The 23092-nt window shown below is 46.8% G+C and carries 28 protein-coding genes; 26 read left to right on the top strand and 2 right to left on the bottom strand.

Going from position 1 to position 23092, the window contains the following annotated elements; genetic code table 11:
- The 12 genes from CRG97_RS33830 to CRG97_RS21965 all read left to right on the top strand — a co-directional run.
- Positions 1-357 (top strand): zinc ribbon domain-containing protein (locus tag CRG97_RS33830; RefSeq protein WP_237566527.1); only part of this gene is annotated, 357 nt, incomplete at its 5' end.
- Positions 358-601: 244 nt separating this feature from the next.
- A complete protein-coding gene (locus CRG97_RS22015) occupies positions 602-2296 on the top strand; it encodes a M3 family oligoendopeptidase (protein ID WP_098747368.1) in 1695 nt (564 codons plus the stop codon).
- Positions 2297-2436: 140 nt separating this feature from the next.
- Complete coding sequence (locus CRG97_RS22010) at positions 2437-3318, top strand: GNAT family N-acetyltransferase (protein WP_098747366.1); 882 nt, start codon at positions 2437-2439, stop codon at positions 3316-3318.
- 38 nt (positions 3319-3356) lie between these two features.
- Positions 3357-3902 (top strand): NUDIX hydrolase, encoded by a 546-nt coding sequence (locus CRG97_RS22005; protein ID WP_098747363.1) that lies wholly within the window; start codon positions 3357-3359, stop codon positions 3900-3902.
- Positions 3903-3949: 47 nt separating this feature from the next.
- Positions 3950-4582 (top strand): histidine phosphatase family protein, encoded by a 633-nt coding sequence (locus tag CRG97_RS22000; RefSeq protein ID WP_098747361.1) that lies wholly within the window; start codon positions 3950-3952, stop codon positions 4580-4582.
- 205 nt (positions 4583-4787) lie between these two features.
- Complete coding sequence (locus CRG97_RS21995) at positions 4788-5873, top strand: alpha/beta hydrolase (protein WP_098747359.1); 1086 nt, start codon at positions 4788-4790, stop codon at positions 5871-5873.
- Between the two features lie 3 nt (positions 5874-5876).
- On the top strand, positions 5877-6887 hold the full coding sequence (locus CRG97_RS21990) for a phosphotransferase (protein WP_098747357.1): 1011 nt from the start codon (positions 5877-5879) through the stop codon (positions 6885-6887).
- A 41-nt stretch (positions 6888-6928) separates the two neighbouring features.
- Positions 6929-7141, top strand: a complete 213-nt coding sequence (locus tag CRG97_RS21985; protein WP_098747354.1) for a hypothetical protein — start codon at positions 6929-6931, stop codon at positions 7139-7141.
- A 12-nt stretch (positions 7142-7153) separates the two neighbouring features.
- Positions 7154-7846 carry a Type 1 glutamine amidotransferase-like domain-containing protein gene (locus tag CRG97_RS21980; protein ID WP_098747352.1) on the top strand — a complete coding sequence of 231 codons (693 nt, stop codon included), beginning with the start codon at positions 7154-7156 and terminating at the stop codon, positions 7844-7846.
- 126 nt (positions 7847-7972) lie between these two features.
- The gene (locus tag CRG97_RS21975; RefSeq protein WP_098747349.1) at positions 7973-8326 is read left to right on the top strand and encodes a DUF952 domain-containing protein; all 354 of its coding nucleotides are present in this window, start codon (positions 7973-7975) and stop codon (positions 8324-8326) included.
- Between the two features lie 40 nt (positions 8327-8366).
- A complete protein-coding gene (locus CRG97_RS21970; RefSeq protein ID WP_098747347.1) occupies positions 8367-8654 on the top strand; it encodes an antibiotic biosynthesis monooxygenase family protein in 288 nt (95 codons plus the stop codon).
- Between the two features lie 30 nt (positions 8655-8684).
- Positions 8685-9602: a phosphotransferase family protein gene (locus tag CRG97_RS21965; RefSeq protein WP_098747345.1), complete on the top strand. Its 918-nt coding sequence runs from the start codon at positions 8685-8687 to the stop codon at positions 9600-9602.
- 28 nt (positions 9603-9630) lie between these two features.
- Here the strand turns inward: CRG97_RS21965 and CRG97_RS21960 are convergent, their stop codons facing one another.
- Together CRG97_RS21960 and clpP are read right to left on the bottom strand one after the other, a co-directional pair.
- Positions 9631-9843: a hypothetical protein gene (locus tag CRG97_RS21960; protein ID WP_098747343.1), complete on the bottom strand. Its 213-nt coding sequence runs from the start codon at positions 9841-9843 to the stop codon at positions 9631-9633.
- A 70-nt stretch (positions 9844-9913) separates the two neighbouring features.
- Positions 9914-10510, bottom strand: a complete 597-nt coding sequence (gene clpP, locus CRG97_RS21955; RefSeq protein WP_098747340.1) for an ATP-dependent Clp endopeptidase proteolytic subunit ClpP — start codon at positions 10508-10510, stop codon at positions 9914-9916.
- Positions 10511-10671: 161 nt separating this feature from the next.
- Between clpP and CRG97_RS21950 the strand changes: the two genes are divergently transcribed.
- The 14 genes from CRG97_RS21950 (at position 10672) to CRG97_RS21885 (ending at position 23052) form a co-directional block, all read left to right on the top strand.
- Positions 10672-11406 carry an RNA polymerase sigma factor gene (locus CRG97_RS21950; protein ID WP_098747338.1) on the top strand — a complete coding sequence of 245 codons (735 nt, stop codon included), beginning with the start codon at positions 10672-10674 and terminating at the stop codon, positions 11404-11406.
- Between the two features lie 224 nt (positions 11407-11630).
- Positions 11631-12110, top strand: coding sequence for an 8-oxo-dGTP diphosphatase (locus CRG97_RS21945; protein WP_202618984.1), 480 nt, complete (start codon positions 11631-11633; stop codon positions 12108-12110).
- Positions 12111-12128: 18 nt separating this feature from the next.
- The gene (locus tag CRG97_RS21940; protein ID WP_098747333.1) at positions 12129-12842 is read left to right on the top strand and encodes an HAD family hydrolase; all 714 of its coding nucleotides are present in this window, start codon (positions 12129-12131) and stop codon (positions 12840-12842) included.
- Entirely contained in the window at positions 12823-13248 is a 426-nt protein-coding gene (gene fosB, locus CRG97_RS21935) for a metallothiol transferase FosB (protein WP_098747331.1), read from the top strand. The genes CRG97_RS21940 and fosB overlap by 20 nt, the downstream gene beginning before the upstream one ends.
- Positions 13249-13293: 45 nt before the next feature.
- Positions 13294-13878, top strand: coding sequence for a CDP-diacylglycerol--glycerol-3-phosphate 3-phosphatidyltransferase (gene pgsA, locus CRG97_RS21930; RefSeq protein WP_098747329.1), 585 nt, complete (start codon positions 13294-13296; stop codon positions 13876-13878).
- Positions 13879-14088: 210 nt separating this feature from the next.
- Positions 14089-16224 (top strand): Ig-like domain-containing protein, encoded by a 2136-nt coding sequence (locus CRG97_RS21925; protein WP_098747327.1) that lies wholly within the window; start codon positions 14089-14091, stop codon positions 16222-16224.
- A 285-nt stretch (positions 16225-16509) separates the two neighbouring features.
- The gene (locus tag CRG97_RS21920; protein ID WP_098747325.1) at positions 16510-17625 is read left to right on the top strand and encodes a class I SAM-dependent methyltransferase; all 1116 of its coding nucleotides are present in this window, start codon (positions 16510-16512) and stop codon (positions 17623-17625) included.
- Between the two features lie 264 nt (positions 17626-17889).
- On the top strand, positions 17890-18777 hold the full coding sequence (locus tag CRG97_RS21915; protein WP_098747323.1) for a PhzF family phenazine biosynthesis protein: 888 nt from the start codon (positions 17890-17892) through the stop codon (positions 18775-18777).
- A gap of 61 nt (positions 18778-18838) precedes the next feature.
- Entirely contained in the window at positions 18839-19384 is a 546-nt protein-coding gene (locus CRG97_RS21910) for an STM3941 family protein (RefSeq protein ID WP_098747321.1), read from the top strand.
- Positions 19381-20310 (top strand): phosphotransferase family protein, encoded by a 930-nt coding sequence (locus CRG97_RS21905; protein ID WP_098747318.1) that lies wholly within the window; start codon positions 19381-19383, stop codon positions 20308-20310. Before CRG97_RS21910 ends, CRG97_RS21905 begins: the two co-directional genes overlap by 4 nt.
- Before the next feature lie 158 nt (positions 20311-20468).
- Positions 20469-21038, top strand: coding sequence for a methyltransferase domain-containing protein (locus CRG97_RS21900; RefSeq protein WP_098747316.1), 570 nt, complete (start codon positions 20469-20471; stop codon positions 21036-21038).
- 182 nt (positions 21039-21220) lie between these two features.
- The gene (locus CRG97_RS21895; RefSeq protein ID WP_098747314.1) at positions 21221-22111 is read left to right on the top strand and encodes a TIGR01777 family oxidoreductase; all 891 of its coding nucleotides are present in this window, start codon (positions 21221-21223) and stop codon (positions 22109-22111) included.
- A 107-nt stretch (positions 22112-22218) separates the two neighbouring features.
- The gene (locus tag CRG97_RS21890) at positions 22219-22728 is read left to right on the top strand and encodes a GNAT family N-acetyltransferase (protein WP_098747311.1); all 510 of its coding nucleotides are present in this window, start codon (positions 22219-22221) and stop codon (positions 22726-22728) included.
- Between the two features lie 21 nt (positions 22729-22749).
- Positions 22750-23052, top strand: coding sequence for a hypothetical protein (locus CRG97_RS21885; RefSeq protein WP_098747308.1), 303 nt, complete (start codon positions 22750-22752; stop codon positions 23050-23052).
- The last annotated feature ends 40 nt before the right edge of the window (positions 23053-23092 follow it).

The raw sequence follows: 23092 nt of genomic DNA, 5'->3' as shown, positions 1-23092 counted from the left end.
GTTGACCGGTACGGAGCGAATACCTTATTCGTTGTGGAAGATTTAACGGGCATTCGCCATGTGACAGAGCGTGTTCGCATCCGAGATCGATACGAGACCGTGTCGTGGTCGTTTTATCAACTTCGTCAGATGATCGAGTACAAAGCGATTCGTTCAAGCGCCAAGGTGATCGCAGCGAACCCGAAATACACGTCTCAGAAATGCCCGAAGTGCTGGCATACGAACAAAGCGAACCGCGACAGGAAAAAACACCGCTTCTGTTGCAGAGAGTGCGGCTACAGCTCTAATGATGATCGAATTGGAGCCATGAATCTTCAGCGCATTGGAATGAAGTACATCGCTGAAGTGGCTGTGTAGGTATACCTGTACAGCAGGGCAGCAGTCAACCTGCCTATCGTAACGCCATGTTAAGGAAGGAGGCCATAACCGCCGCTCTCACTTCCGGGCAGTTACAAGCTCTTTACTTTAGTTATGAGTTGTTGACAGACCTGTGAAGGATATTGTGATGAGCATATAGAATTTAGATATAGTTTGGTGTTTTGAATCCATACGATCAGACGCCAGGATGTATTTTTTATATGGGAAAGGACAGGTGTATCTTATGAAATTCAGCGAATATCGCTATGAACGCCCCGACGTAAAAGCTTTTGAGCAAAAGTTTAAAGAGCAGCTCAACGCCTTCACCTCCGCCAGCACGTATGAGGAGCAGGATGAGGCGATGACCCGCATTAACAAACTCCGCAGTGAGATGGATACCCTGAGTCAACTGGTGTACATCCGGCACTCGATTGATACGAACGATGAATTCTATAAGGCAGAGCAGGATTTCTTTGACGAGAATGGACCCGTCATCCAGGAATACATAACCGATTATTATCGGGCCCTCGTGGATTCGAAATTTAGAGCTCAGCTTGAGGACAAATGGGGACGGCAGCTGTTCCAGCTGGCAGAGCTTTCCCTCAAAACCTTCAGTCCTGAGATTATTGAGGACTTGCAGCAGGAGAACAAACTGACGACTGAATATTCGAAGCTGATCGCTTCCACTAAAATTCAGTTCGAAGGCGAAGAGCGTACCCTGTCGCAGTTGATTCCTTTCCAGCAATCGACGGACCGCAATATGCGTAAACGTGCAATGGAGGCGTCCAGCGGTTTCATGGCTGAGAACGAAGCAAACTTCGACCGTATCTATGATGATCTGGTTAAGGTGAGAACCAAGATTGCCAAGAAGCTAGGCTTTAACAACTATGTAGAGCTTGGTTATGCCCGCATGGCCCGCACGGATTATAACGCGGAGATGGTTGCTAATTTCCGTAATCAGGTGCTGGAGCATATCGTTCCCGTTGCAACCAAGCTGAAAGAACGTCAGCAGAAACGAATCGATGTCGACCAACTGCTGTACTACGATGAGAACTTCTCATTCAAATCGGGGAACGCAACACCGAAGGGTGACCCGGATTGGATCGTCAACCATGGCGCGAAGATGTATGAAGAATTATCTCCGGAAACCCACGAGTTCTTTACCTTCATGCAGGAGAACGGCCTGATGGATCTGGTTGCCAAAAAAGGCAAGCAGAGCGGCGGATACTGTACCTATATTAGCGAGTACGGCGCACCGTTTATTTTCTCCAACTTTAACGGGACTTCCGGCGATATTGATGTGCTGACGCACGAAGCCGGTCATGCGTTCCAAGTGTATGAGAGCAGAAGTTTTGAGGTGCCGGAGTATGGATTCCCAACCTATGAGGCGTGCGAAATCCATTCCATGAGCATGGAATTCTTCACATGGCCGTGGATGGACCGCTTCTTCGAGGATGAGGCGGATAAGTACCGCTTCGACCATCTCGCAAGCGGACTTATCTTCATTCCTTACGGGGTCACCGTTGATGAATTCCAGCACTTTGTTTATGAGAATCCGGATGCTACGCCGGCTGAACGGAAACAGGCATGGCGTGAGATTGAGCGGAAATATCTGCCGCACCGGAACTATGATGACAATTCCTATCTGGAGCAAGGCGGCTTCTGGCATAAGCAGGGTCATATTTTTAGTTCGCCGTTCTATTATATCGATTATACGCTGGCTCAAATCTGTGCATTCCAGTTCTGGAAGAAGATGCATGAGGATCAATCCGCTGCATGGGCAGATTATCTGAACCTGTGCCGTCAAGGTGGAAGCAAGTCCTTCACCGAATTGGTGAAGGTGGCAGGCTTGATCTCCCCATTCGAGGATGGCTGTGTCACTTCCGTCATTGGCAGCATCGAAGCTTGGCTCGACAGCGTAGACGATGCAGCTCTTTAAATCGTAAATAAGCATGGCTAAGGCATGCAGGAGAACTCGACTGAGTATTTTATTCAGTGTTCTTCCTGCATGTTTTTAATAGAGAGCAACTCTAAATATGCCTTACTCACTCATGGCTCATGAATTAGGAGGATTAAAGTATGATTACATACAAACCGTTAAGCGAGCTTCCGATTCGGGAAGTATCGGAGTTGTGGAATCACTCATTTGAAGGATACATGGTTAACGCTTCGATGCCGCTGGACCGCTTCATTGCCCGTATCGGAAATGATGGTCTGTGCATGGAGAGATCACTCGCTTGTTACATGAATGGCGTACCAGCCGGCATCGTCATGAACAGCTTTCGGGAGGAAGATGGCGTTAAGATTGCACGTAACGGCGGGACAGCGATAGCTCCTGATTTCCGGGGGAAAGGAATCGGCAAAAACATGATGGAGAAAAACGCCGAGCTCTACGTAGAACAAGGCGTTCGCCGTGCCTATTTAGAGGCGATCAGCACGAATGCGCCAGCGATCCGTCTCTACGAAAGCGTTGGTTATGAAATCATCGACCGGCTTCTCATCATGACGAATGAACAGACCATTGAGGAGCAGTGTGTGCAGGATGCGTCTTCAAGGTATACGCTGGTCAGAGGCCTAGCGGCGGAGACTGCCTCCGTAGACTTCTATCGATCCGGTGAAGTCTGGCAGACAGACGCTTCCAGTATCAAGGACGGCGAATGCGTTATTGTATATGAAGGGGAAGAACAGGTAGGCTTTGGTTTGTTTAAGCGGGTGTTCGATGCCAAAGGTCGTTTGGCAGCAATTACGCTATTTCGCTGTGAGGCCGCTCCAGGACACCCCGATGCAGAAGCTGTGATGAAGACGGCGGTACTGGAGATGGTACAACCCGGCTATGCCTGCAAGCGATCCGCATTCAACATCCGGGCTTCGCATCAGGAACTGGTAAACGTGCTGCAGGAGCTTGGATTTACGAGCTCGATGGAGCAGGTGCTTATGGTTCATGAGTACAGCGCTACATAGGTCGAATGAATTTGGAAAGTTCGAAAGGAATTGCGTGCATGAGAAAAAACACGGATTTGAGCCTGTTCCCGGCTCTCTCGAATGATATCCATTGGGGCGTAGTGCGAGCCAGGTTTGCTCTTGGCGAAGATTTCGAAGAATCGAAAGTCAGCAATGTCACCATTCTTCCATTTGACGGGGATCGCTGCATTGTTTTTCAGGTAGCGGACGGAAGCTGGGAGCTCCCCGGAGGAACCCTAGAACCCGGAGAGTCCTATATGGATGGACTTAGACGGGAAGTTCGAGAGGAGCTGGGTGCAGAGCTTGAGTCATATAGGGTAATCGGCCAGTTTCGTTGTGAATCCAGCAGCAAGACTCCCTATCGGCCGCATATTCCCCATCCTCATTTTGTCCGATTGGTAGGTTACGGGGATGTACGCATCGTCGGAGAGCCGCTAAATCCTGAAGATGGCGAGCAGGTCATCGCGGTAGAGGCGGTTGATTTGGAGGAAGCCGTTAAGCGATTTGAAGAGACGGGCAGGCAAGATATTGCGGATCTGTACAAGCTGGCTTATGCCATACGTCAAGAAGACCGTTCGATTTAACTAACGATGAACCATGAGTTGCATATTAGTTAGGGAGGGAACGATTGATGAAAGAAACAACTACAATCTATCTCGTGAGACACGGACAGACCGAATGGAATGTGCAACACCGATTTCAAGGACATTTGGATTCGCCGCTAACGAAGCTGGGCATTCAGCAAGCGGAATGGCTCGACGAAGCCTTGCAGCATGACCCTATCGATCTCATCTACTCGAGTACCAGTAACAGAGCATTTCATACAGCAGAGATTATTAGAGGGAACCGAGATGTGCCGGTTACGGCTTGCGATGAATTCAAAGAAATTAATCTGGGCGTATGGGAAGGACAAACACAGGAACGGATCGGCGAATTATATCCTCAGCAGCTGGATCATTTCTGGAATCATCCGGAGCTGTTCGGCGTCCCGGGCAGCGAGACTTTTCATGAGGTCAGAGAACGTGCGGTGAACAAGCTTGTCGATATTGTCGCTTCGAATCCAGGCGCCAGCATTTTGCTGGTCACGCATACTGTGGTGGTCAAGCTGTTAATGGCTTATTTTGAAGGGAGAAGCATGGACCGGCTGTGGGATCTGCCCTATATCCACCCGACATGCCTGAGCAAGATTGAATTGACCGATGAGGTGCCTTCCATCATCCTGCATGGAGACGTCAGTCATTATAGGGAAGAGCAGGGCGTGTAAGGATCGTTCGATGGCATGCTAACATTAGATGAAGGAGCTGTGTCATGACTCTTTATCAATTTATTGCATCGGATTGCCAGCTGCCGGTGGTTAATTCTGGTCGGCCTTAGATCCACTTATGTAAGTAGCATAGATGAATCATTGCTCCTTCTGGCCTTGATAATATTCGCAACGTTAATAACTGCCTTATTCTGGAGTGAAGTGAATGAACATAGGAAGGTTTGTACATGTGTTTTACGATCGCTCAAGGGGGGATTTTGACTCTAGCGATATGGGTAGGAGTATCATAATCAGTCTATTTTATCCGGCAGAGACTAATGCAGAGAGTCCCACGGTCTCATCGTACGCTCGATTGTTTGATCCCTGTGATGAAATGGCACTCGCTAGCCTCAAAGAGATGGGTGCGGATGAGGAGCATATTAAATCGATAGGAATTCCGGTGGTGAATCAAGCCGAGCCCATGTATACAGCTGAGAAACGCCCGGTTATTCTCCATGTTCCTGCCTTTGGGATTGTAAGAGATATGTACATGTTCCAAATCGAAAATTTAGTCAAACAGGGATTTATCGTGGTAACGATTGGAGCGACTGACGAATCCATGTTTTCTATTTATCCTGATGGTCGCTTTATCAGACAAGCGGAAAAGATGTCATTCATCGAAAGTACTGATACTGTTCTGTGGGACGAGCTGTTACAGGCAAGAGTGGAGGATATTTTGTATACGGCCGCTCATTTGCAAGAGCTGGAGTCTTGTTTTTTATCCCCATTGATGGATATGGAACGGATCGGTCTGGTGGGACATTCCTTGGGCGGGGCAGCTGTATTTGAAGCAGTGAAGAGAAAAATGGATTTCAAGGCAGCGGTTTTGCTGGATCCCAGCTTTCATCTTCTCCATCTGCAGGATAGAGTTGATATCGTAACTCCGTTATTGGTGATGCGGCAAGAAAAATGTACGCATAAGGAACTCCAACCCCAATTTTCAGAAGCGATCTTGAATGGATTTGTCGATGGGTATGAAGGGTTGTATTATTATTTGTCTGGGTATATGTCCTGTTTAAAGGTAGAGGGCGCCAATCACATGACCTTCAGTGATGTTCCCCTACTGTTTAAAGAGGGTGAAGTATCGCAGGTTCAAAGGACCATTAGTCTATACGTGACAGCATTCCTTCGTGAGTATGTGTCGAACGAGTTACACGAATATCAAGGGCTGTTGCTGAGTGAGACCATGAGTCAGGATGGGGTTTATAAGATTGATCATAAGGGGAACGCGCTGGAAAAAAATGAGGTGTAGACATTGGAACACTTATTTCTGGAGCTGTTGCAGCATTATTTTCATGGACCTGTGCATTCGATCGAGACTGTGCCTTTCGGCATGACGAATGACTCCCGAATTGTCGTAATGAGCCAAGGGAAATACGTTGCAAGAATATACAATCGTCATACGAAGAATGAAGAGAGATTGCGGTTTGAGGTTGAATTAACAGCTTATCTGGAGCGTTGTTCTTTATCGTTTGATGTTCCAGGTTTCGTCGCCAGTAAGGATGATGCGAAGTACGTGGTTCTGTCCGAAGATTCCCTGGGTTCCCTGACACGGTTTATCGAAGGAGAGATCCCTGATCTATCCAGAACTTCCGATGTGATTAGTTATGGGCGGACAGTTGGGGAAATTTCATATGCCCTTCAGCAATTTGAACCGGATTCTGTTGATGCGGTTTGTCCGGCGATTGCGTTCCATGATTTTTACAACCTCCATTCTCTATCCAATCAGACGAAAATTAATGAGTTTTTGACATGCCCTCCTTTTCAGATTGATGCCGAACAGATAGCTGTATTACAAGGATACTATGAATCTGGATTTAACCATGCAGCTGAACTGAATGTACTGCCTAAGCAAATCGTTCATCATGATATTTTAGTTTTTAATCTCTTGATCGATCCCCAGTCTAGGGAAATGAGCGGTGTATTGGATTTTGATTTTGCGGCAAAGGACATCCGGATATGGGAACTATCCATCTGTCTGAACCATCTTCTTCAGCATGAGGATCAGACCTTGACGAAGGTCGAGCTGTTTTTAGATGAATATCGTAAATATATGAGGTTAACCCGTGCAGAGATCCAGTGGATCCCCTATATTATGCAGTTATATTATGTTTCATTATTAAGCATCTATATCGGACAGCATTTGGCCGGAAGGAACATCGCCTCCTATTTTCACCTGATGTTGAAGCAACTTCGGATCAGAAAAGAATGGATGGAACGGAACCAACATGAGTTTGTTGAATTGTTGTATTCGAGATGTTTATGAATAATGCTCACCCAAACAAATTCTAGGATGTGAATCATGCTGTGAAATTACCTTATAAAATAGGATATGCTGTTACATTGGTGTGGCTGGTTTGGATTGTGTACGGCTATGTGAACTACGAAGTTATGGCAGACCGCGGCCAGATCCCAATTGTCCTGCTTTGCGCTGTAATTGGCATCATCCTGCTTCCGATTTATTTTATATCCGTGCTGCTGTACTATGTTTACAAACGAGGTCCGAAAAAGAAGAAATAAGGGGGCGTAATCTTGAGGGATCGATATCTATATTTGCTCGGAGGACATTCCTTTCAAGCAGAGACGAACAGACAATTTATAGAGCAAGCGGGCGGTTCCAGCGCTAGAATCGCATTATGCATCATGAACAGACCGGGGTGGGAGGAATATGTTCCCCTTTTTCAGCAGATGTGGAGGGAATCAGGTGCCCAGGATATGCAGGTGATCGTTCCTGATGAAGATGGAAACCTGGACATGGAACACGCCGAACAGGTGTTGTCACAGGCCACGGGAATATTTATTGGCGGGGGCAACACGGAGAAATACCATCACTATTACGCGACCGGTCATTTTAAGGAGCTGCTAATCAACTGTTACGAGAACGGCGTTCCCATTGCGGGGAATTCGGCAGGTGCCTTGATTCTTCCGGAGATATGCCTCATATCGCCACTGGATAATGAACAAAGCGTAATGCTGTTTAAGCAAGGGGTAGGGTTACTTTCGAATGTATTGATTAGCGTTCATTTTACGGAGTGGAGCGACCAGTCCAACCTGCTGGAGGGTATGAGAACTAAGAAGATGAAGCGCGGGATCGGCATCGATGAGCAGGCATGTGCCGTTTTTATCAATGGGCAGCTGGCGTATGCTTTGGGCGAATCCGTCCATGAAGTAATCTTCGAAGATTTTGACCCGGATCAATATACGATTGTGAAGATGACATCCTAAAATGATGTCTTCTTTTTTTATGCCAATAGGAAGGAGGCCATCATGAAATTAACAAGAAGGGGATGGTTTTTCTATTTCAAGTGTGTCAAGATATACGAAAAATAAGCGTTTGGGGGGACGTAGGGCATGATCTATCATATGATTTCTAAGGAAGCCTGGAGGGTAGCACGAGAGAATAGATTGTACGAACCGCCGAGCTTACAGACGGACCGATTTATCCACTGCTCCACAGAGGAGCAAGTCAGCGGAGTAGCCAATATGTTCTATACTGGTAGGACGGATCTATTGGTGCTGGGTATTCAAGAAGATCAGGTGGATGCGGAGATTGTATATGAGGACTTATATGAGATGAACCAATTGTACCCGCATATTTATGGAGGGCTGAACCTGAATGCCGTCCAGAAGGTGTATCGTCTTGAGCCGGATGAAGAGGGGGTATTTGCGTTTCAGGCTTCTACCGAGCTTGAATATAGTGGATAGAGTGATATGAATATTAGCTTGATACCAAGGAGGAAATACGATGATACTTGAAGTGGCAATGCTGCAGGTGAGACCAGGACTAACGGCAGATTTTGAACGTAATTTCCAAGTTGCCTCAGGGATCATCTCCAAGATGGAGGGATATATCCATCATGAGTTGAAGCGATGCCTGGAGGATCCACACAAATACGTTCTAATGGTGAAATGGGAGACCTTGGAGGATCACACGATAGGTTTTAGGGGATCCGCCGAATATCAGGAATGGAAAAACCTGCTGCATCACTTTTACGATCCATTCCCCGTCGTTGAACATTTTGAAGATGTATAAATAAAGTAACCGTTAAGGCAGGTGAAGGAGATGAGTCTGGAAGATCTTATAACGGAGGTTTACGGCAGTCCGCCGCTGAAGATCGAACCCATGTCATTTGGCCATACCAATCAGGTGTATAGAGTGACATTATCAGACGAACAAATCATTCTCAGAACCAATTACAAGCCCGGCGTCCTGGAGCATACAGCGGACAATATTGCGATTCTCTCTTCATTAGGCTTGCCGGTACCGAGAGTGATCCGAACGGATGTATCCTTGGAACAGGTCCCCTTTGCTTATATGATACTGGAGCACTTTCCCGGACGGGACCTCCGATATGAGCTTGAGGGAATGACACATGAACAATTGGCCAAACTTGCCGGACAGATCATTGCATTCCAACGCAGCGTGTCAGAGCTTCCCAGGGGCACCGGATTCGGATGGGTTCCGATCGGGGAGCAGGGTTCCTTCTCATCCTGGACACAGATCATCGATCGTGATATCCGCAATCACATAGATAACATTATCGATGATGTTACTCCCGAAACCATCGTCCAATTGCAAACAATGAAGCAGCGTTACACGCCGTATTTCGACCAAGTGGAGCCAATCTGTTTCCTTGATGATCTTACGATCAAGAATGTAATTGTGACCGAAGGCAAGCTTCAGGGCATCGTTGATTTCGATTGGGTCTGCTACGGGGACCCGCTGTACATGATCGCCCTCACCCAGACGGCGGTGGTCTCCGATATTGGAGATCAGGGAATGGCCTACGTGGAGGCGTTATGCAGACAGTGGGGGGCGGACCAAGAGCAGCGGGCGCTGATTGATTTCTACTCCGTTGTTCATGCCCTGCAATTTATCGGCTTTCATCAGAGGGAGCAGAACGATGTCTGCAAACAGCGAATGGTCTCATTCATATTAGACAAAATAAACAGCGATACAAACGAAAACCGCATGAGCTAAGTTAGCCCATGCGGTTCTTGTTATCCGATCAGGTAGTCGGCGTGAATCCGACCTTCGGTTTGTCTCGTTCCTTGGTATTCACTGAAACGTAACGAATGGCGGTTAAAGGTACATACAGCATCTCGTATTCATCCTTATACCGGATGAATTGTTCGCCTACTTCCTCAAGCGTGCCACTTCGCACATAACTTCCATCCGTAAAATAAATGCTCACTTCCTGATTCAGCAAACTTTTCAGCATATACAGTCCACTCCTTGTGAATAAAATAAAGTATCGGGGCTAGCGGTGTTGGACATGATTTCGAATAGCGTCACAGTTTGGTGACGATATCGTCAATGATCCCGTATTCCTTCGCTTCTTCTGCCGACATAAAATAATCCCGCTCCATATCCTTTTCGACGCGTTCTACGGATTGACCTGTCCGCTCGGATATAATGTGCGCCAGCTTCTCGCGGGTTTTTATGATACGTTTAGCCGAAATGGCAATATCGGTGGCCTGCCCTTGCGCACCACCATGCGGCTGATGGATCATGATCTCGCTGTTCGGCAGTGCGAGGCGTTTTCCCTTGGCCCCCGCCAGCAGTAGGATCGCGCCGTAAGAAGCGGCGAAGCCCGTGCAGATGGTGTTCACTTGAGGTTTAATAATCTGCATGGTATCGTAAATGCCAAAGCCCGCAGAAACAGAGCCACCCGGACTGTTGATGTACATGTGGATATCCTTCTCAGGATCCTCAGCCGCCAGAAAGAGTAGCTGTGCGATGATACTGTTAGCGATGGCGTCATCGATGGCTGCACCCACAAACACGATCCGATCCTTCAGCAATCGAGAATAAATATCGTAAGATCGTTCGCCCCGGTTGGTTTGTTCAACAACATAAGGAACAATATTCATGGTTTCATCCTCCATATTCGTTAGGTTTTCTGGTTTCAGCAAGTAAACGAAGAGGAAGCCGCAAAAGATACGGAGAAACCACGAAATAAAAATCGAAAACGAAAGTAACGAAATGATGAGTTCGTTCGTTTACATATAAGATATCTTACCGAGATGAGGAAAGGAGTTGGCTTCCGATGACGATATATCGACCGAGCGTCACCCCTCCGGCTGATCTGAGCCTGGAGGAATTGAATGCGACCCTGCACAGATATTGTCTGTCCCTGACAAACTCCTCATGGGATTCCGATGATCTGGTGCAGGACACCTGGATTAAAGCACTGGAGCATATGAAGCAGCGGAGCCATGTCAATCCTGAAGCGCTGCTGCTTCGGATTGCCAAGAATACATGGATTGACCGGGTCCGCCGGGATCAGACCTATAGACGAATTCTAGATGAGAAGCTGGAACATGTTTTGCCTAGGGAGGAAGCGTCGAACGAGGACAGCAAACTGAACATCGAGCTTGCTTTTCAATGGCTGCTGGGACACTTGTCGCCCCTGCAGCGAACAGTGCTGCTGCTTCGTGAAGTGTATGAATATTCTGTTTCGGAAACCGCAATGAAACTGAAAACGACGGAGGGCGCGGTGAAAGCGGCCCTTCATCGTGCCCACAAAGTGCTGCAATCGCTGGATCCAGAGGAAGAGGAACTTGTATTGGCTATGCCGGAAGAGGAGGGGATGACCCTGAATCTTCGGGCATTGGCAGAGGCATACCAATCCGGGGATGTTGAAGCGGTCGTTAGACTTATTCAATGGAATAGCAGTGAAGCATCAGCCATCGGTTGCATGGTTCCGATGCAGGTTCAAACCCCGAACGCAAGTTATATGATGTATGGCGGATATTCGTCCGATTTGAGAATGGCCGCGTAAAGCGAAGATTCAAGCAGGCTGATGATACACTTTATCTTGGAAGGCCTGAGCAGAAGTTGCTCAGGCCTTTTTTTGATGCAGATTAACAATCTTGAGCATGAAAAAGACGGGTATGAATCTCCGTTCATCATATCGTCATCCAGCGCTTCCGGTTGTATACTATAACCAAGTAGAATCGTTAGGAATGAGGGATTAGGTTGCAGACCGAAGTGAAGTTATACACCATGTGCATGATCCAAGACGGAAGCAGAATCCTGCTGATGAATAGACCGGATGCCAAAGGATTTCCCGGTTATATTGCGCCCGGTGGCAAAGTGGATTTTCCGGAAAGCATTGTAAACGGAGCCATTCGGGAGGTGCGGGAAGAAACCGGCTTGATTGTAAAGGACATCATCTATAAAGGCCTTGAGGAATCGTGTGAGCCGAATACAGGTATGCGGTATATGGTATTTAATTATTTGGCTACTTCCTTTGAAGGGGAGTTGCTGGAGCATCCACCTGAAGGGGAGCTGTTATGGGTGGACAGGAAAGAGGCATTGAAACTGCCCATGCAGGATTGGTTTAAACGCCGGTTTCCCTTGTTTTTTGAAGAGGGCACGTTTGAATTAAGCGAGATTTGGGACGAGAAGGCAGGGATGGTTCTGGATGAAACGGTCAAGCGGTATCCGGCTGGATTGCCTCAGGCGGCAGGTGTCGTTGATTAACGAAGGGAGCGGTACGGCATGGCGGTCAGAGCGGTGTTCTTCGATTTATATGAGACATTAATCACGGAGTTCGCAAACGGCAAGCGGTTCTCCAAGAGATCCTATGACTACATGTATAGACTCGGGTTATCGGAAGCGGAGTTTAAACAGGAGTGGAGTACCCGTTTTGAGCGAAGAATGAATGGGCATTTTCCCGACTATCATTCGGTGATCCGTGACATTCTGGATTCTCGCAGTTTGCCTTATCCTCAGGAACACGTGGAATTCCTTTATCAGTCGAGAGTCAGCGATAAGAAAATTCCTTTCCATACGATCTCGAAGGAGATCTGCAGGATGCTGGAACTTCTGCGTGAACAGGGACTGAGGCTGGGCTTGATCAGCAATTGCTCGGAAGAAGAGGTGGTTTCTTTTGGACAGAGCGGATTGGCCCCCTACTTCGATGACGTTATCTTCTCTTATCAGGTTGGGGTAGCCAAGCCGAATGCAGAAATCTATCGATTGGCATGTGATCGCTTATCTGTAACACCACAGGATTCCCTGTTTATCGGGGATGGCGGATCAGATGAGCTGAGCGGTGCTGGCAGCGCCGGTTTAAGGCCATATCAAGCCTATTGGTACAATACGTTTATTGAGAGCGAGTATGAGAAGATCCATCAACCGCTGCATGTGCTGGATCTTATCGAATCTTCTATAGAAATGGAGTCGACCAACAATGAAACTGCAGGCCATTAACCATCTTTGCTTCTCTGTTTCGGAATTGGAACGGTCCATCGCTTTTTACAGGGACGTGTTTGAAGCCAAAATTCTGGTCAAGGGGAGAAAGCTGGCTTATTTCGATCTGAACGGACTGTGGATTGCTTTAAATGAAGAAGATGTCGACAGAAGCACCGCGAATAGAACGTATACGCATATTGCCTTTACCTTGGAAGAGGAGGATTATGAAACATCGCTGCTTCGTCTGCAAGCGCTCCAGGTGGAGATTCTGCCGGGTAGGTCAAGGGATGAGAAGGACAAGAAGTCGATCTACTTCCTGGACCCGGATGGGCATATGTTTGAGTTTCATACGGGCAGCTTGAAAGACAGGCTGGATTATTACCGCGCGGATAAAGAGCATATGATCTTTTACGATGCCGAATAGTTAGGGGAACGAACGATTCCAATTGCAGATCGAGGAGATGAGCCGATGAACCTTGCCAACCGTATAACGATAGCCAGAATGCTGTTGATTCCATTATTTATTCTTTTTTTTGCAGAGTATCCATTATGGTTGACCGAGAATAGCAGCTTCTTCGGATTCATTCATGTTTATGGAACCTACATCGCGCTGGGTGTATTCCTTCTTGCTTCGGCTACGGACAAGCTGGACGGTTACATCGCGAGGAAATACAATCAAATTACGAATCTCGGAAAATTACTGGACCCGCTCGCGGATAAACTGCTCATATCGGTCGCCTTAATCATGATGGTTCAATCGGGGATGGTTGCGACATGGATAGCCGTTGTCATCATTGCGCGGGAATTTGTTATCACAGGGCTTAGGATGGTCGCATCCGAGCAGGGAATCGCATTGTCCGCTGACAGTCTCGGCAAATTGAAAATGGTGCTTCAGGTGATAGCCATTGCAGCGGTATTGCTGGATAATTATCCCTTTCAGCTCATCACTATGATTCAAGTGGACCAATTTCTCATGCTTGCCGCAGCAGCCTTGACGATCTACTCGGGCATCCATTATCTGTTGAACAATTATAAACTCATTAAATTGAACTGATGGAGTAAGTTGACCGTCACTCCGGCTTGAGCTAATAGGGGCAGCTGTCCATTTCACACGCCGGGATTTTTTTCGGGATCTGGAGCTGGGAGATTATCCTACTTTGTGCCTATTTTGGCGTCAGAAGGTAACGATTTAATCCGGGACTGTCGATATAGAGATAGACTGAAAAAAAGCCTGAGAGACAGAAGGTACAAAGGAGAGAAATAAATGAGCTTAAACAGAAAGACAACGAAGATGTTTCTTGTCGTTGTGATGATGTTGGCGATGGTTTTTCCAACCAGCGTATTCGCCGCCTCCGGGGACGTAACGTCGATTGAATTTGATACGAACGAGAGCAAAATTTACTTAACCGTTAATGAAACAACGGAACAACTTCGAGTATTGGCTAACATTGAAGGCTCTTCTACGAAGAAGGATGTAACCAATGAATCGACGTGGACTTCGTCCAACACAAGAATCGTAAAGGTTGACGGTGGACTCATTATTCCACTGGAGAAAGGTACGGCTCGAATTACGGCAAAATTCAAAGGCGCGATCAAAACGATTGATGTCGATGTCAAATTTGCCATTGACGAGTTTAAACTGGATCAGCCGGATAAAGTGGAACATAAGCTTGGAACGGAAGGTCTAACCGTCAAAGCGTTGGCTGACGGAACGAACGACGTAACAACAGAAGCGAAGTGGACCACTTCCGATGACAGCGTAGTAAAAGTAAGCAAAGGCGAACTGACCCTTGTAGGTTTGGGAAGCGCAACCGTGACTGCGGAATACAAAGGTCGTAAGGCTTCCTTTACGGTCAAAGTCACTGCACCTTACCAAAAGCTTGCGATCGTTCCAGGCGAAGATCTGGAGCTCTTAGTTGGCGATGCGCCTGTTGAGCTGAAAGTATTCGCCAAGCAGTCGGAGACCGATGCAGGTATGGACGTAACGGATAAGATAGAACTGAAATCGTCCAATTCTTCCGTAGCCGCGATAGAGGATGGCAAGCTAAAACCGGTTGCGTTGGGTAAATCTACGATCAGCGTGAGCTATCTGGGTTCAACGGCCAAACTGGATGTGTATGTGCGCAATCCATATGAAGCTTTAATTCTGGATCAGACGGATTTCGTCAAGAATCCGGTGCTGTTTATGAATGATTCGATTACGGTACAAGCCAAGGTTCGCAACGCGGCTTCGCAATCCATTGACGTGGCCGGGGAATGGACCTCATCCAACCCGCTGGCCGTATCCGTTAATGGAGGCGTGATTACAGCTAGAGCTTCGGGAACCTCCAACATCAAGGTGAGTTACTTGGGAATCAGCAAAGAATTCACGGTAAAGGTTTATCCGACCGTGACCAAGTTTGAGGCAGCCGATACGGAAGTGGATGTGCTCAAAGGCGAATCCAAATCCTTCCCTAAAGTAACGGGAACGCTTCTGGACGACGAGAAAGAGGATTTCAGCAGCGCGGTTACCTGGACTTCCAGCGATGAGAAAGTGGTAACGACCGAAGACGGCAAAATCAAAGCCATTGATGCAGGTACAGCAACAATCACCGGTAAGATTGGATCCAGAGAGGTAGCGACGGTGCCGGTTACCGTCAATGAAAAAGTGCTGGTGCTGCTGCCGGATGTAGAAGAGTATCAGCTGGTTATGGGCAGAAGCATTGCGCTGCCGAAAGTAAATGCTGTATTTGAAGATGGCAAGGAGAGCGATGTGACCTCCTCCGTTGAATGGTCACTGACGGGTTCGGCAGCTGTCATCAAGGACGGTACGCTTAAGGGATTAACCAAAGGTTCGACGACACTGAAAGGAACTTACTTGAATAAAGACATCAAGATTCCGGTAGTGGTTGAACAGGAAGTTGTAAAAATCGTTGTAGAGCCCGAGAAAATCGATCTCAACATCAAGAAATCCAAATCGATTAAAGTTACAGGCTACTACAGTAATGGCAAGACGGTTTCTCTCTCCTCCAAGATGAATTGGAGCTCGTCGGACAGCGCGATTGTGACGGTATCCAAAACGTCTGTTAAAGCGGTTGCCGAAGGTACGGCTACGATTACGGGTTCTTACCAAGGCAAAGAGGCTACAGTTAAGGTAAACGTAGTTCCGAAATTGAAGAAATTGACGGTAAGCGAGAAGAAACTGAATCTGAAGCCCGGTGACGTTAAGACTGTAACGGTTACTGCTGAATTCGATACCGGCGCGAAAACAAATGTTGGAGACACCGCCGTTTGGACAACCAGCAACTCCAGCGTTGCCAAAGTAACGAACGGACGTATTGAAGCGATCGCGAAGGGAACCGCCCGCATTAAAGGGCAGTACAATTCCAAGACCGTATCGATCACCGTCTCTGTCAAATAGATCCAATAGAATAGCAGCAGCCCGGCTCTTTAGAAGAGCCGGGCTGTGTCTGTTCCGGGATAGCTTCTATTGAAACCGTGAATCCCGGATGAAGGACTCGGTTTGTAAATAGGTGAATGGATATAGATGACTGACGAGTCCGCATCATAATCAGAGGAATATACTGCCACTAGGCATATTCGTACACGGGGGATTTTAGAAACCGATTACGTCAACAAGGATTGTTCCACATATTTATATTCCTCGCCCGAGCGAAGTAAAGTTGCCTTAATGGAGGATGAGACAATGTCTGTAAACCATGAGAATCAACTTGTGAATACGAAAGTACCAATTGAATTGTTGTTTACGGATTTCATACCAGAAGAAGGCACTAGGGATATTCCCTATTTTACGGAGCGTTGGTATGAGCACCACAAACGCTTTGCCAATAAGCCCGTTATTCGCTTTTCCCCGCATAAACAACTGTATCATTATTTTATGAAGCGGGCCGATTTTCCAAGCATGTATTTGGATTGGTATCATACCATCTTTTCTTCCAGAAACCTTGTTCCTCCTCTATCTGATACTCAGATCATAGATCAGCGTTTTGTTCAATATAACGTAATGAAGGGAGCCCTTTCGCAGAAACAAACCTCCTTTTTTCAGCAGGATCCACCATTGGTTAAATACAACGTTAATGGTGGTTACTTTAATCTTAAGGACGGTCATCATCGCACTGCATTTCTTCATTGTCATGGCGTCAAACAGGTATGGGTTAGCATGACTCAGCAGGATTATGATCAATGGAAAAACGCAGAGGTGCTGGGGTCTGTATTGGAAGTTTTTCAGCAGCAACAACGAACTCTCATATATACTCCCATTCTGCACCCCTCGTTCATGGATCTAGAAAGCGAACGGGATGACCTCTATCCGACGAGACTTGACTTGATTCTTGAATATCTCAATGCAACTTCAGTTGCAGGGAAAAAGGTAATCGATATCGGCTGCAATATCGGGTATTATGCCCGTCACTTTACAAGAGAAGGGGCAATTGTAACGGGAGTAGAGGCTTTGACCGAGCATTATGAACTGGCTCAACGACTGAATCATCTGGAAAGAGTTTATTTTGATTTGCGGAAAGAGCGATTTGAGACATCCAATCGGATCGAACGATACGATATTGGCCTGTTGTTAACCGTATTTTATCATATGATGAAAAACGTGAAAGTTCGAGATGCATTCTTACGTAAAATTAACCAGACTGTTGAGGAAATGTTGTTTTGGGAATCCGGAGATCAACCGGAGCTCGAAAAGGCAATTTTGCTGGGCAGCACGCATTTTGATCATTATGAGAAGCTTGGTATAACGACAGGTACAGGTAAAACGAGAGAGCTCGGGGTATTTCGGAAATCGAAAGGTTAATGTGGGCGTGAATGGCAATGACATCTTCTTAGCTGAGGATAGGAGATGATGGTCTTGCCCTCCTAAAGCTTGATAAAAACCGGTCGTCTCGGCCGGTTTTTAGATTGCTTACATATCGATAACGGTTGATGGGATGAAATCAAGTTTATCGTATGAAGAGAACCGTTCGTAAAATGGTCTGGATTTAACAATAATCCAATGGTAAAATCGTCTCAAATTTCGATCGCAAATCCTAGACGATGCAGGAGGAAGGATCAGAGGAACATGAAATCCATAAACGTACTTCATTATGATGCATTCTCGGTGCAGCCTAACAAGGGAAATCCTGCTGGTGTGGTCTTGCATGCGGATGAACTGACGGAGGAAGAGATGCAATCCATCGCCCGCAGCGTTGGATTCAATGAAACCACCTTTATCTTAAAGTCGGAGCAAGCAGATATCAGACTGAGGTATTTTACTCCCGGCCATGAAATGAACCTGTGCGGCCATGCCACCATGGCATCCATGTATGCCTTGAAAACCAAGGGACTGTTGCCGGAAAAAGAAACCGTGTGGATTGAGACCAAAGTGGGCATTCTGCCCATAGAATTTCAAAATGGCGAGGGCCAGTTATCCATGAAGATGAAGCAGGATCATCCTCGATTCATATCTTATGAGGGAGATGTTGACCGCCTGGCATCATCTATAGGTCTTAAACGTGACGATTTGGACTTAAGTATGCCCATCGTGTATGGAAGCACGGGGATCTGGACATTGTTGGTGCCGATAAAAGGGTTGGAGCATTTTGAGCGGATGGTGCCTGATAATGCAGTGTTTCCGGACATTTTAACAGAAAATCCCAAAGCCTCGCTGCATCCTTTTTGCCTGGAAACGATGGATGCGTCTTCGTTCATGCACGCGAGACATTTCTCTTCGCCGTACTCTGGCACCGTTGAGGACCCGGTAACTGGAACTGCATCGGGGGTAATGGGAGCTTATTATTTGACTTACCTGAACCCTGAGGTATCCTCAACTCAATTTAATATTGAACAAGGCCAGGAAATGGGGAAAGACGGGAGAGTGCATGTTCAAGTGAATCGCTGGAAAGAGACCATGGATGTCTATATATCCGGTACGGCGGTGTTCGTCAAGGAGTTCCAGGTCAGCTATTGATGGATGTCCAACGGATGATAGAATCGTCTACATAAGTTAATACAAACAAGGAGTACGACTCATGCAGGAACAAGAAGAGATAAAGATTTATCCCAAGGTGACCAAAATGCTAATAGGCTCTCTGGCGTTTGTGCTGCTAGGTAGTGGATTGGTATACGGCGGGGTGACGTCGGACAACATGGTTATTGCCATTGTCGGAATCATCTGTGCGTTGTTTTTTGGCGCGGGACTGGTGTTTGCCATCACAAAGCTTTTCCAATCGGACCCGGCACTATTGATCAATAAAGAGGGGATCGTCGATAAATCCTCCTATGTGAGCGCTGGAGCCGTCGCGTGGAACGAAATTAAAAATATTCATATCTATCAGATAAAAAATGAGAAGTTCATAGGAATTGAGGTTTATGATCCTGATCATCTGATGTCCAGGCACCCTGCCTGGAAGCGGAAGCTTATGAGCATGAATAAAGGCATGACGGGTTCTACTATTCATATTTCTGCATCGAGTATCTCCGCTAATTTATATGATTTATTCCCCTTGTTATATCGAAGATGGAATTCGTCAAAGTCGAACCCGGATCAGATGATGAAGGAGGAGATCATGTTATGAAAACATTTAAGCCGGAGATGACCTTGGATATGGCGGTAAGTCATCTGAAGTTTATTGAAGGGGAATCGGTAATGAATGTCATCCCCATCGAGATGGGGGAGCTCAGCAAGGTGTTCAGTTACCGCAAGGGCGATGCCGATTATGTCATTCATTTTAAGGATAATGGGGACAGCCTTCATAAAGCCCTCAAAATCTACGATATGTACGGCGCGCAATCCTTGCCCATTCCCCGTATCCACAAGATAGGGAAGGTGGAGAATATTCACTTCTCCATTTCGGATAAAGTATCCGGCACGCCGATAAGTGCTCTTGAGCCGACCCAAATTCGAGGACTCATCCCCGACATTGTCCAACAATTCATGCGGATCCGTCAGATACATATCGGGGAGTCCTATGAAGGCTTCGGGTGGATTACTCCGCAAGGCAAAGCTGCACATCGTTCATGGCTGGACTATCTGACGTCTGTTTTCGATGAGGAGCAAGAAGGTTTCTACCATGGATGGCAGAGCCTGTATGAGAATAGTTTTCTGGAAAAAGAGTTCTTTGAAGAAATCTACCAAACGATGATCGAACTGGTTCGCTATTCGCCTCCGGAGCGTTATCTTGTACATGGAGATTTTCATTTGGGCAATATGCTGGGAGAGAACGAGAACGTAACGGGGATCGTGGATTGGGAGATGGCCATGTTTGGCGACTTCATGCTGGATGTCTCTGTTCTTCATATGTGGTATCCGATGCTGGGTTTTCCCCAAAGGCTGCAGCAAGCGATGGAGCAGCAAGGCGTAAGTATTCCTTATTTTGAAGAGAGACTGTTAGGCCATCAACTGTTCAAAGCGCTGGACGGACTCCGTTTTTATGCGAAGAAGGATGATCCCCACAGCTATCAGTTCATGAAAGACCAAATCATGTCTCTATTAAATCGATAGATCCCTTCGGGGATCTTTTTTTATGAGAGAAATGTGTGAAACGGAATAGTTAACTGACGAGTCCAGAATGTTTAGCCAAGAATATACTGGTCTAGGTTGAGTTGAAGTGCGGGATCGTTTTGAATCATGGCGTAGAGAGATCGAATGGAGGTATGGGAATGGGAACATCAAACTGGCAGAATTTATCTTACTGTGTGGATCTGATCCGATATGTATCTCCTAAGTCCGTCCTTGATGTTGGCGTTGGTTTTGGCCGCTGGGGTATGATCTGCCGTGAATATTTGGACGTATGGGGAGGGCGCGTATTTCGCGCAAATTGGAACACGCGCATCGAGGGGATTGAAATCTATCCGGCTAATATCGATTCCTATCATTCCAGTTTCTATAACGATATTCATGTTGTGGATGCATTCGACCATATACAAACGGGCGTCCAGCCTGGACAATTCGATCTGATTATCCTGGGTGACGTTCTCGAGCACTTTACAAAAGAACGGGCACTTATCCTGCTGCAAACCTGTATCCAAAAATCCCGTTTTGTTTTGCTTAATATTCCGATTGGAACGGATTGGCCCCAGGGTGCCGAATACGGGAACGAATTCGAGACCCATTTAAGCATATGGACAACGAAGGAGCTAGATCTGTTTCCCATAGCTGACAAGAGGCATTTTAAGGATTACATTAACCGTGATTTTTCCACATATTTGTTTTCGATGCTAGGCAAGTAGGTGCGATTATTTTCTGAAATCATCCTACGATTCCGCGAGTTCTATATGAATGGAACATCTTCTATGAGGAAGGTGTTTTCTTTTTATTCTCTATTGAGGAAATGGTATATTGTAAGAAACAATGGATAACATAGAAGTTTATTATGTGGATAAAACAAAGAGAAATGAGCTGATTCTATTCTATGAAAAAGATCGTTTTGGCCGGTGGAACTGGTTTTATCGGAACTTATCTTACGAAAAAATTCACGAATGAACAGCAAACACAAGTACTTATGATATCCCGACGGAATGGTCATATCGCATGGAACGATCAAGAAGCTATCGTTGCTGCCCTGGAGGGGGCGGATATGCTGATTAATTTAGCAGGTAAATCGGTCAATTGCCGTTACGATGAGAAAAACAAGGAGCTTATACTGAAATCCAGAATAGATACAACGAATATACTTGGCAGCGCCATCGAGGCATGCCATGCTCCTCCGCGTACATGGTTTAATTCCAGTACGGCCACGATTTATCGCCATGCCGAGGATAAGCCGATGACGGAGGAGCAGGGCGAAATCGGCTCGGGCTTCTCCGTCGAGGTTGCCAAGGAATGGGAGCGCGCTTTCTTCTCATTCTCGCTGCCTCAAACAAGACAAATCGCTTTGCGTATTGCCATCGTACTGGGGCCGGGCGGCGGCGTCATGACTCCTTATGTTAACTTGGTAAAATACGGACTTGGTGGCGTTCAAGGTACGGGCAAGCAAAAGTTCAGCTGGATCCACGTGGAGGATCTGTACCGCATGATTCTGTTCTTACAAGAGAGGGCAGAGCTGAGCGGGGTTTTCAATTGTGCGTCTCCCTATCCGGTTACGAATAAGGAACTGATGGAGCAGCTTCGGCTTTCATTGAATCGCAGATTGGGATTGCCGTCACCTAAATGGCTGCTTGAGCTGGGCGCCCGGCTTATTCAAACCGAAACGGAACTCGTGCTGAAGAGCCGCTGGGTTATTCCGGACAGACTCTGCAAGGCAGGGTTTCATTTTACATACGATACGTTGAATAAAGCACTGGCTGACATCTTGAAGCGATAAGAGGATTCTGACGCGCGTCGTGGTTTTCGCATCGTAAAAAATGATTGCATATGCCAACGGAACGGATAGAATGAGTTTATTATATGAGAGAGAGGGAGTGTCCTATAATGAACCCTGCGTTTACGATTATAGAAGTAGATCCATTAGAAACCGACATGCATCATCAATTAACGGAATTATTGATTCGGGTAGTAGAAAATGGGGCATCGGTAGGATTCTTAGCTCCGCTGTCTTACGATGAAGCTTTCGCTTACTGGGAGGATGTACTTGGCCCAGGGGTTACCCTGTGGGTTGCCATGCAGGATGGGCAGATGATCGGCACGGTTCAGCTGCAGTGCGCCATGAAGGCGAATGGTAGACACCGGGCCGAGGTAGCGAAACTGATGGTGGATCCTGCATCCCGTCGCGGCGGCATCGGCAGAGCGTTGATGCTGCATCTGGAGCCGAAAGCAAAGCAAGAGGGTAGAACCTTGCTGGTCTTAGATACCCGGGAGGGGGACCCCTCCAACAAGCTGTATCAGTCTCTGGGTTACATCCAAGCTGGAGTCATACCCGATTATGCCCTTTCCTCTAACGGCGAACTGGACGGGACGGTGCTGTATTACAAACGTATCTAAGCCACGAAGCGGAGGGGTTGGATGGATCGAGACGAGCGATTTTATCGTAAATGGACGGCGATTCGGGAGAAGGGAAAAGGCAAATTCGTGCTTTCCCGAGGACTAGCTCACGGCATGTTTTTATATGTTGTATGGGCTGCTGCGACCGGGCTCCTTGATCAGGACAAGTTTACGCCGGAACATTTTGTAGTGAGATACTATTATTATTTTCCAATCTATATGATTGTCGGTTTCATCATATCTAACGGGGCATGGAGTGGGAATAACAAGCGTTATGATCGATTGATCCGGTATGATGAGAAGCAGCGCAAGAACTTGCCGTAGCGGCGAGTTCTTTTTTTTGGAATCAGATCGTATAAACTTC

This window comes from Paenibacillus sp. EZ-K15, from assembly GCF_002573715.1.
GTDB lineage: Bacteria > Bacillota > Bacilli > Paenibacillales > Paenibacillaceae > Paenibacillus_AQ.
The sequence above is the reverse complement of the archived record's forward strand: the minus strand, read 5'-3'. Positions and strand labels throughout refer to the sequence as shown.

Coding starts and splice junctions, on each gene's coding strand:
- fosB (WP_098747331.1), top strand. CDS start 12,823: ATGAAACTGCAGGCCATTAACCATCTTTGCTTCTCTGTTTCGGAATTG.
- CRG97_RS21915 (WP_098747323.1), top strand. CDS start 17,890: ATGAAATCCATAAACGTACTTCATTATGATGCATTCTCGGTGCAGCCT.
- CRG97_RS21900 (WP_098747316.1), top strand. CDS start 20,469: ATGGGAACATCAAACTGGCAGAATTTATCTTACTGTGTGGATCTGATC.
- CRG97_RS21920 (WP_098747325.1), top strand. CDS start 16,510: ATGTCTGTAAACCATGAGAATCAACTTGTGAATACGAAAGTACCAATT.
- CRG97_RS21965 (WP_098747345.1), top strand. CDS start 8,685: ATGAGTCTGGAAGATCTTATAACGGAGGTTTACGGCAGTCCGCCGCTG.
- CRG97_RS21905 (WP_098747318.1), top strand. CDS start 19,381: ATGAAAACATTTAAGCCGGAGATGACCTTGGATATGGCGGTAAGTCAT.
- CRG97_RS21995 (WP_098747359.1), top strand. CDS start 4,788: ATGAACATAGGAAGGTTTGTACATGTGTTTTACGATCGCTCAAGGGGG.
- CRG97_RS21960 (WP_098747343.1), bottom strand. CDS start 9,843: ATGCTGAAAAGTTTGCTGAATCAGGAAGTGAGCATTTATTTTACGGAT.
- CRG97_RS21945 (WP_202618984.1), top strand. CDS start 11,631: ATGTGCATGATCCAAGACGGAAGCAGAATCCTGCTGATGAATAGACCG.
- CRG97_RS21895 (WP_098747314.1), top strand. CDS start 21,221: ATGAAAAAGATCGTTTTGGCCGGTGGAACTGGTTTTATCGGAACTTAT.
- pgsA (WP_098747329.1), top strand. CDS start 13,294: ATGAACCTTGCCAACCGTATAACGATAGCCAGAATGCTGTTGATTCCA.
- CRG97_RS21910 (WP_098747321.1), top strand. CDS start 18,839: ATGCAGGAACAAGAAGAGATAAAGATTTATCCCAAGGTGACCAAAATG.
- CRG97_RS22000 (WP_098747361.1), top strand. CDS start 3,950: ATGAAAGAAACAACTACAATCTATCTCGTGAGACACGGACAGACCGAA.
- CRG97_RS21975 (WP_098747349.1), top strand. CDS start 7,973: ATGATCTATCATATGATTTCTAAGGAAGCCTGGAGGGTAGCACGAGAG.
- CRG97_RS21950 (WP_098747338.1), top strand. CDS start 10,672: ATGACGATATATCGACCGAGCGTCACCCCTCCGGCTGATCTGAGCCTG.
- CRG97_RS22005 (WP_098747363.1), top strand. CDS start 3,357: ATGAGAAAAAACACGGATTTGAGCCTGTTCCCGGCTCTCTCGAATGAT.
- CRG97_RS21940 (WP_098747333.1), top strand. CDS start 12,129: ATGGCGGTCAGAGCGGTGTTCTTCGATTTATATGAGACATTAATCACG.
- CRG97_RS21885 (WP_098747308.1), top strand. CDS start 22,750: ATGGATCGAGACGAGCGATTTTATCGTAAATGGACGGCGATTCGGGAG.
- CRG97_RS21970 (WP_098747347.1), top strand. CDS start 8,367: ATGATACTTGAAGTGGCAATGCTGCAGGTGAGACCAGGACTAACGGCA.
- clpP (WP_098747340.1), bottom strand. CDS start 10,510: ATGGAGGATGAAACCATGAATATTGTTCCTTATGTTGTTGAACAAACC.
- CRG97_RS22010 (WP_098747366.1), top strand. CDS start 2,437: ATGATTACATACAAACCGTTAAGCGAGCTTCCGATTCGGGAAGTATCG.
- CRG97_RS21925 (WP_098747327.1), top strand. CDS start 14,089: ATGAGCTTAAACAGAAAGACAACGAAGATGTTTCTTGTCGTTGTGATG.
- CRG97_RS21890 (WP_098747311.1), top strand. CDS start 22,219: ATGAACCCTGCGTTTACGATTATAGAAGTAGATCCATTAGAAACCGAC.
- CRG97_RS22015 (WP_098747368.1), top strand. CDS start 602: ATGAAATTCAGCGAATATCGCTATGAACGCCCCGACGTAAAAGCTTTT.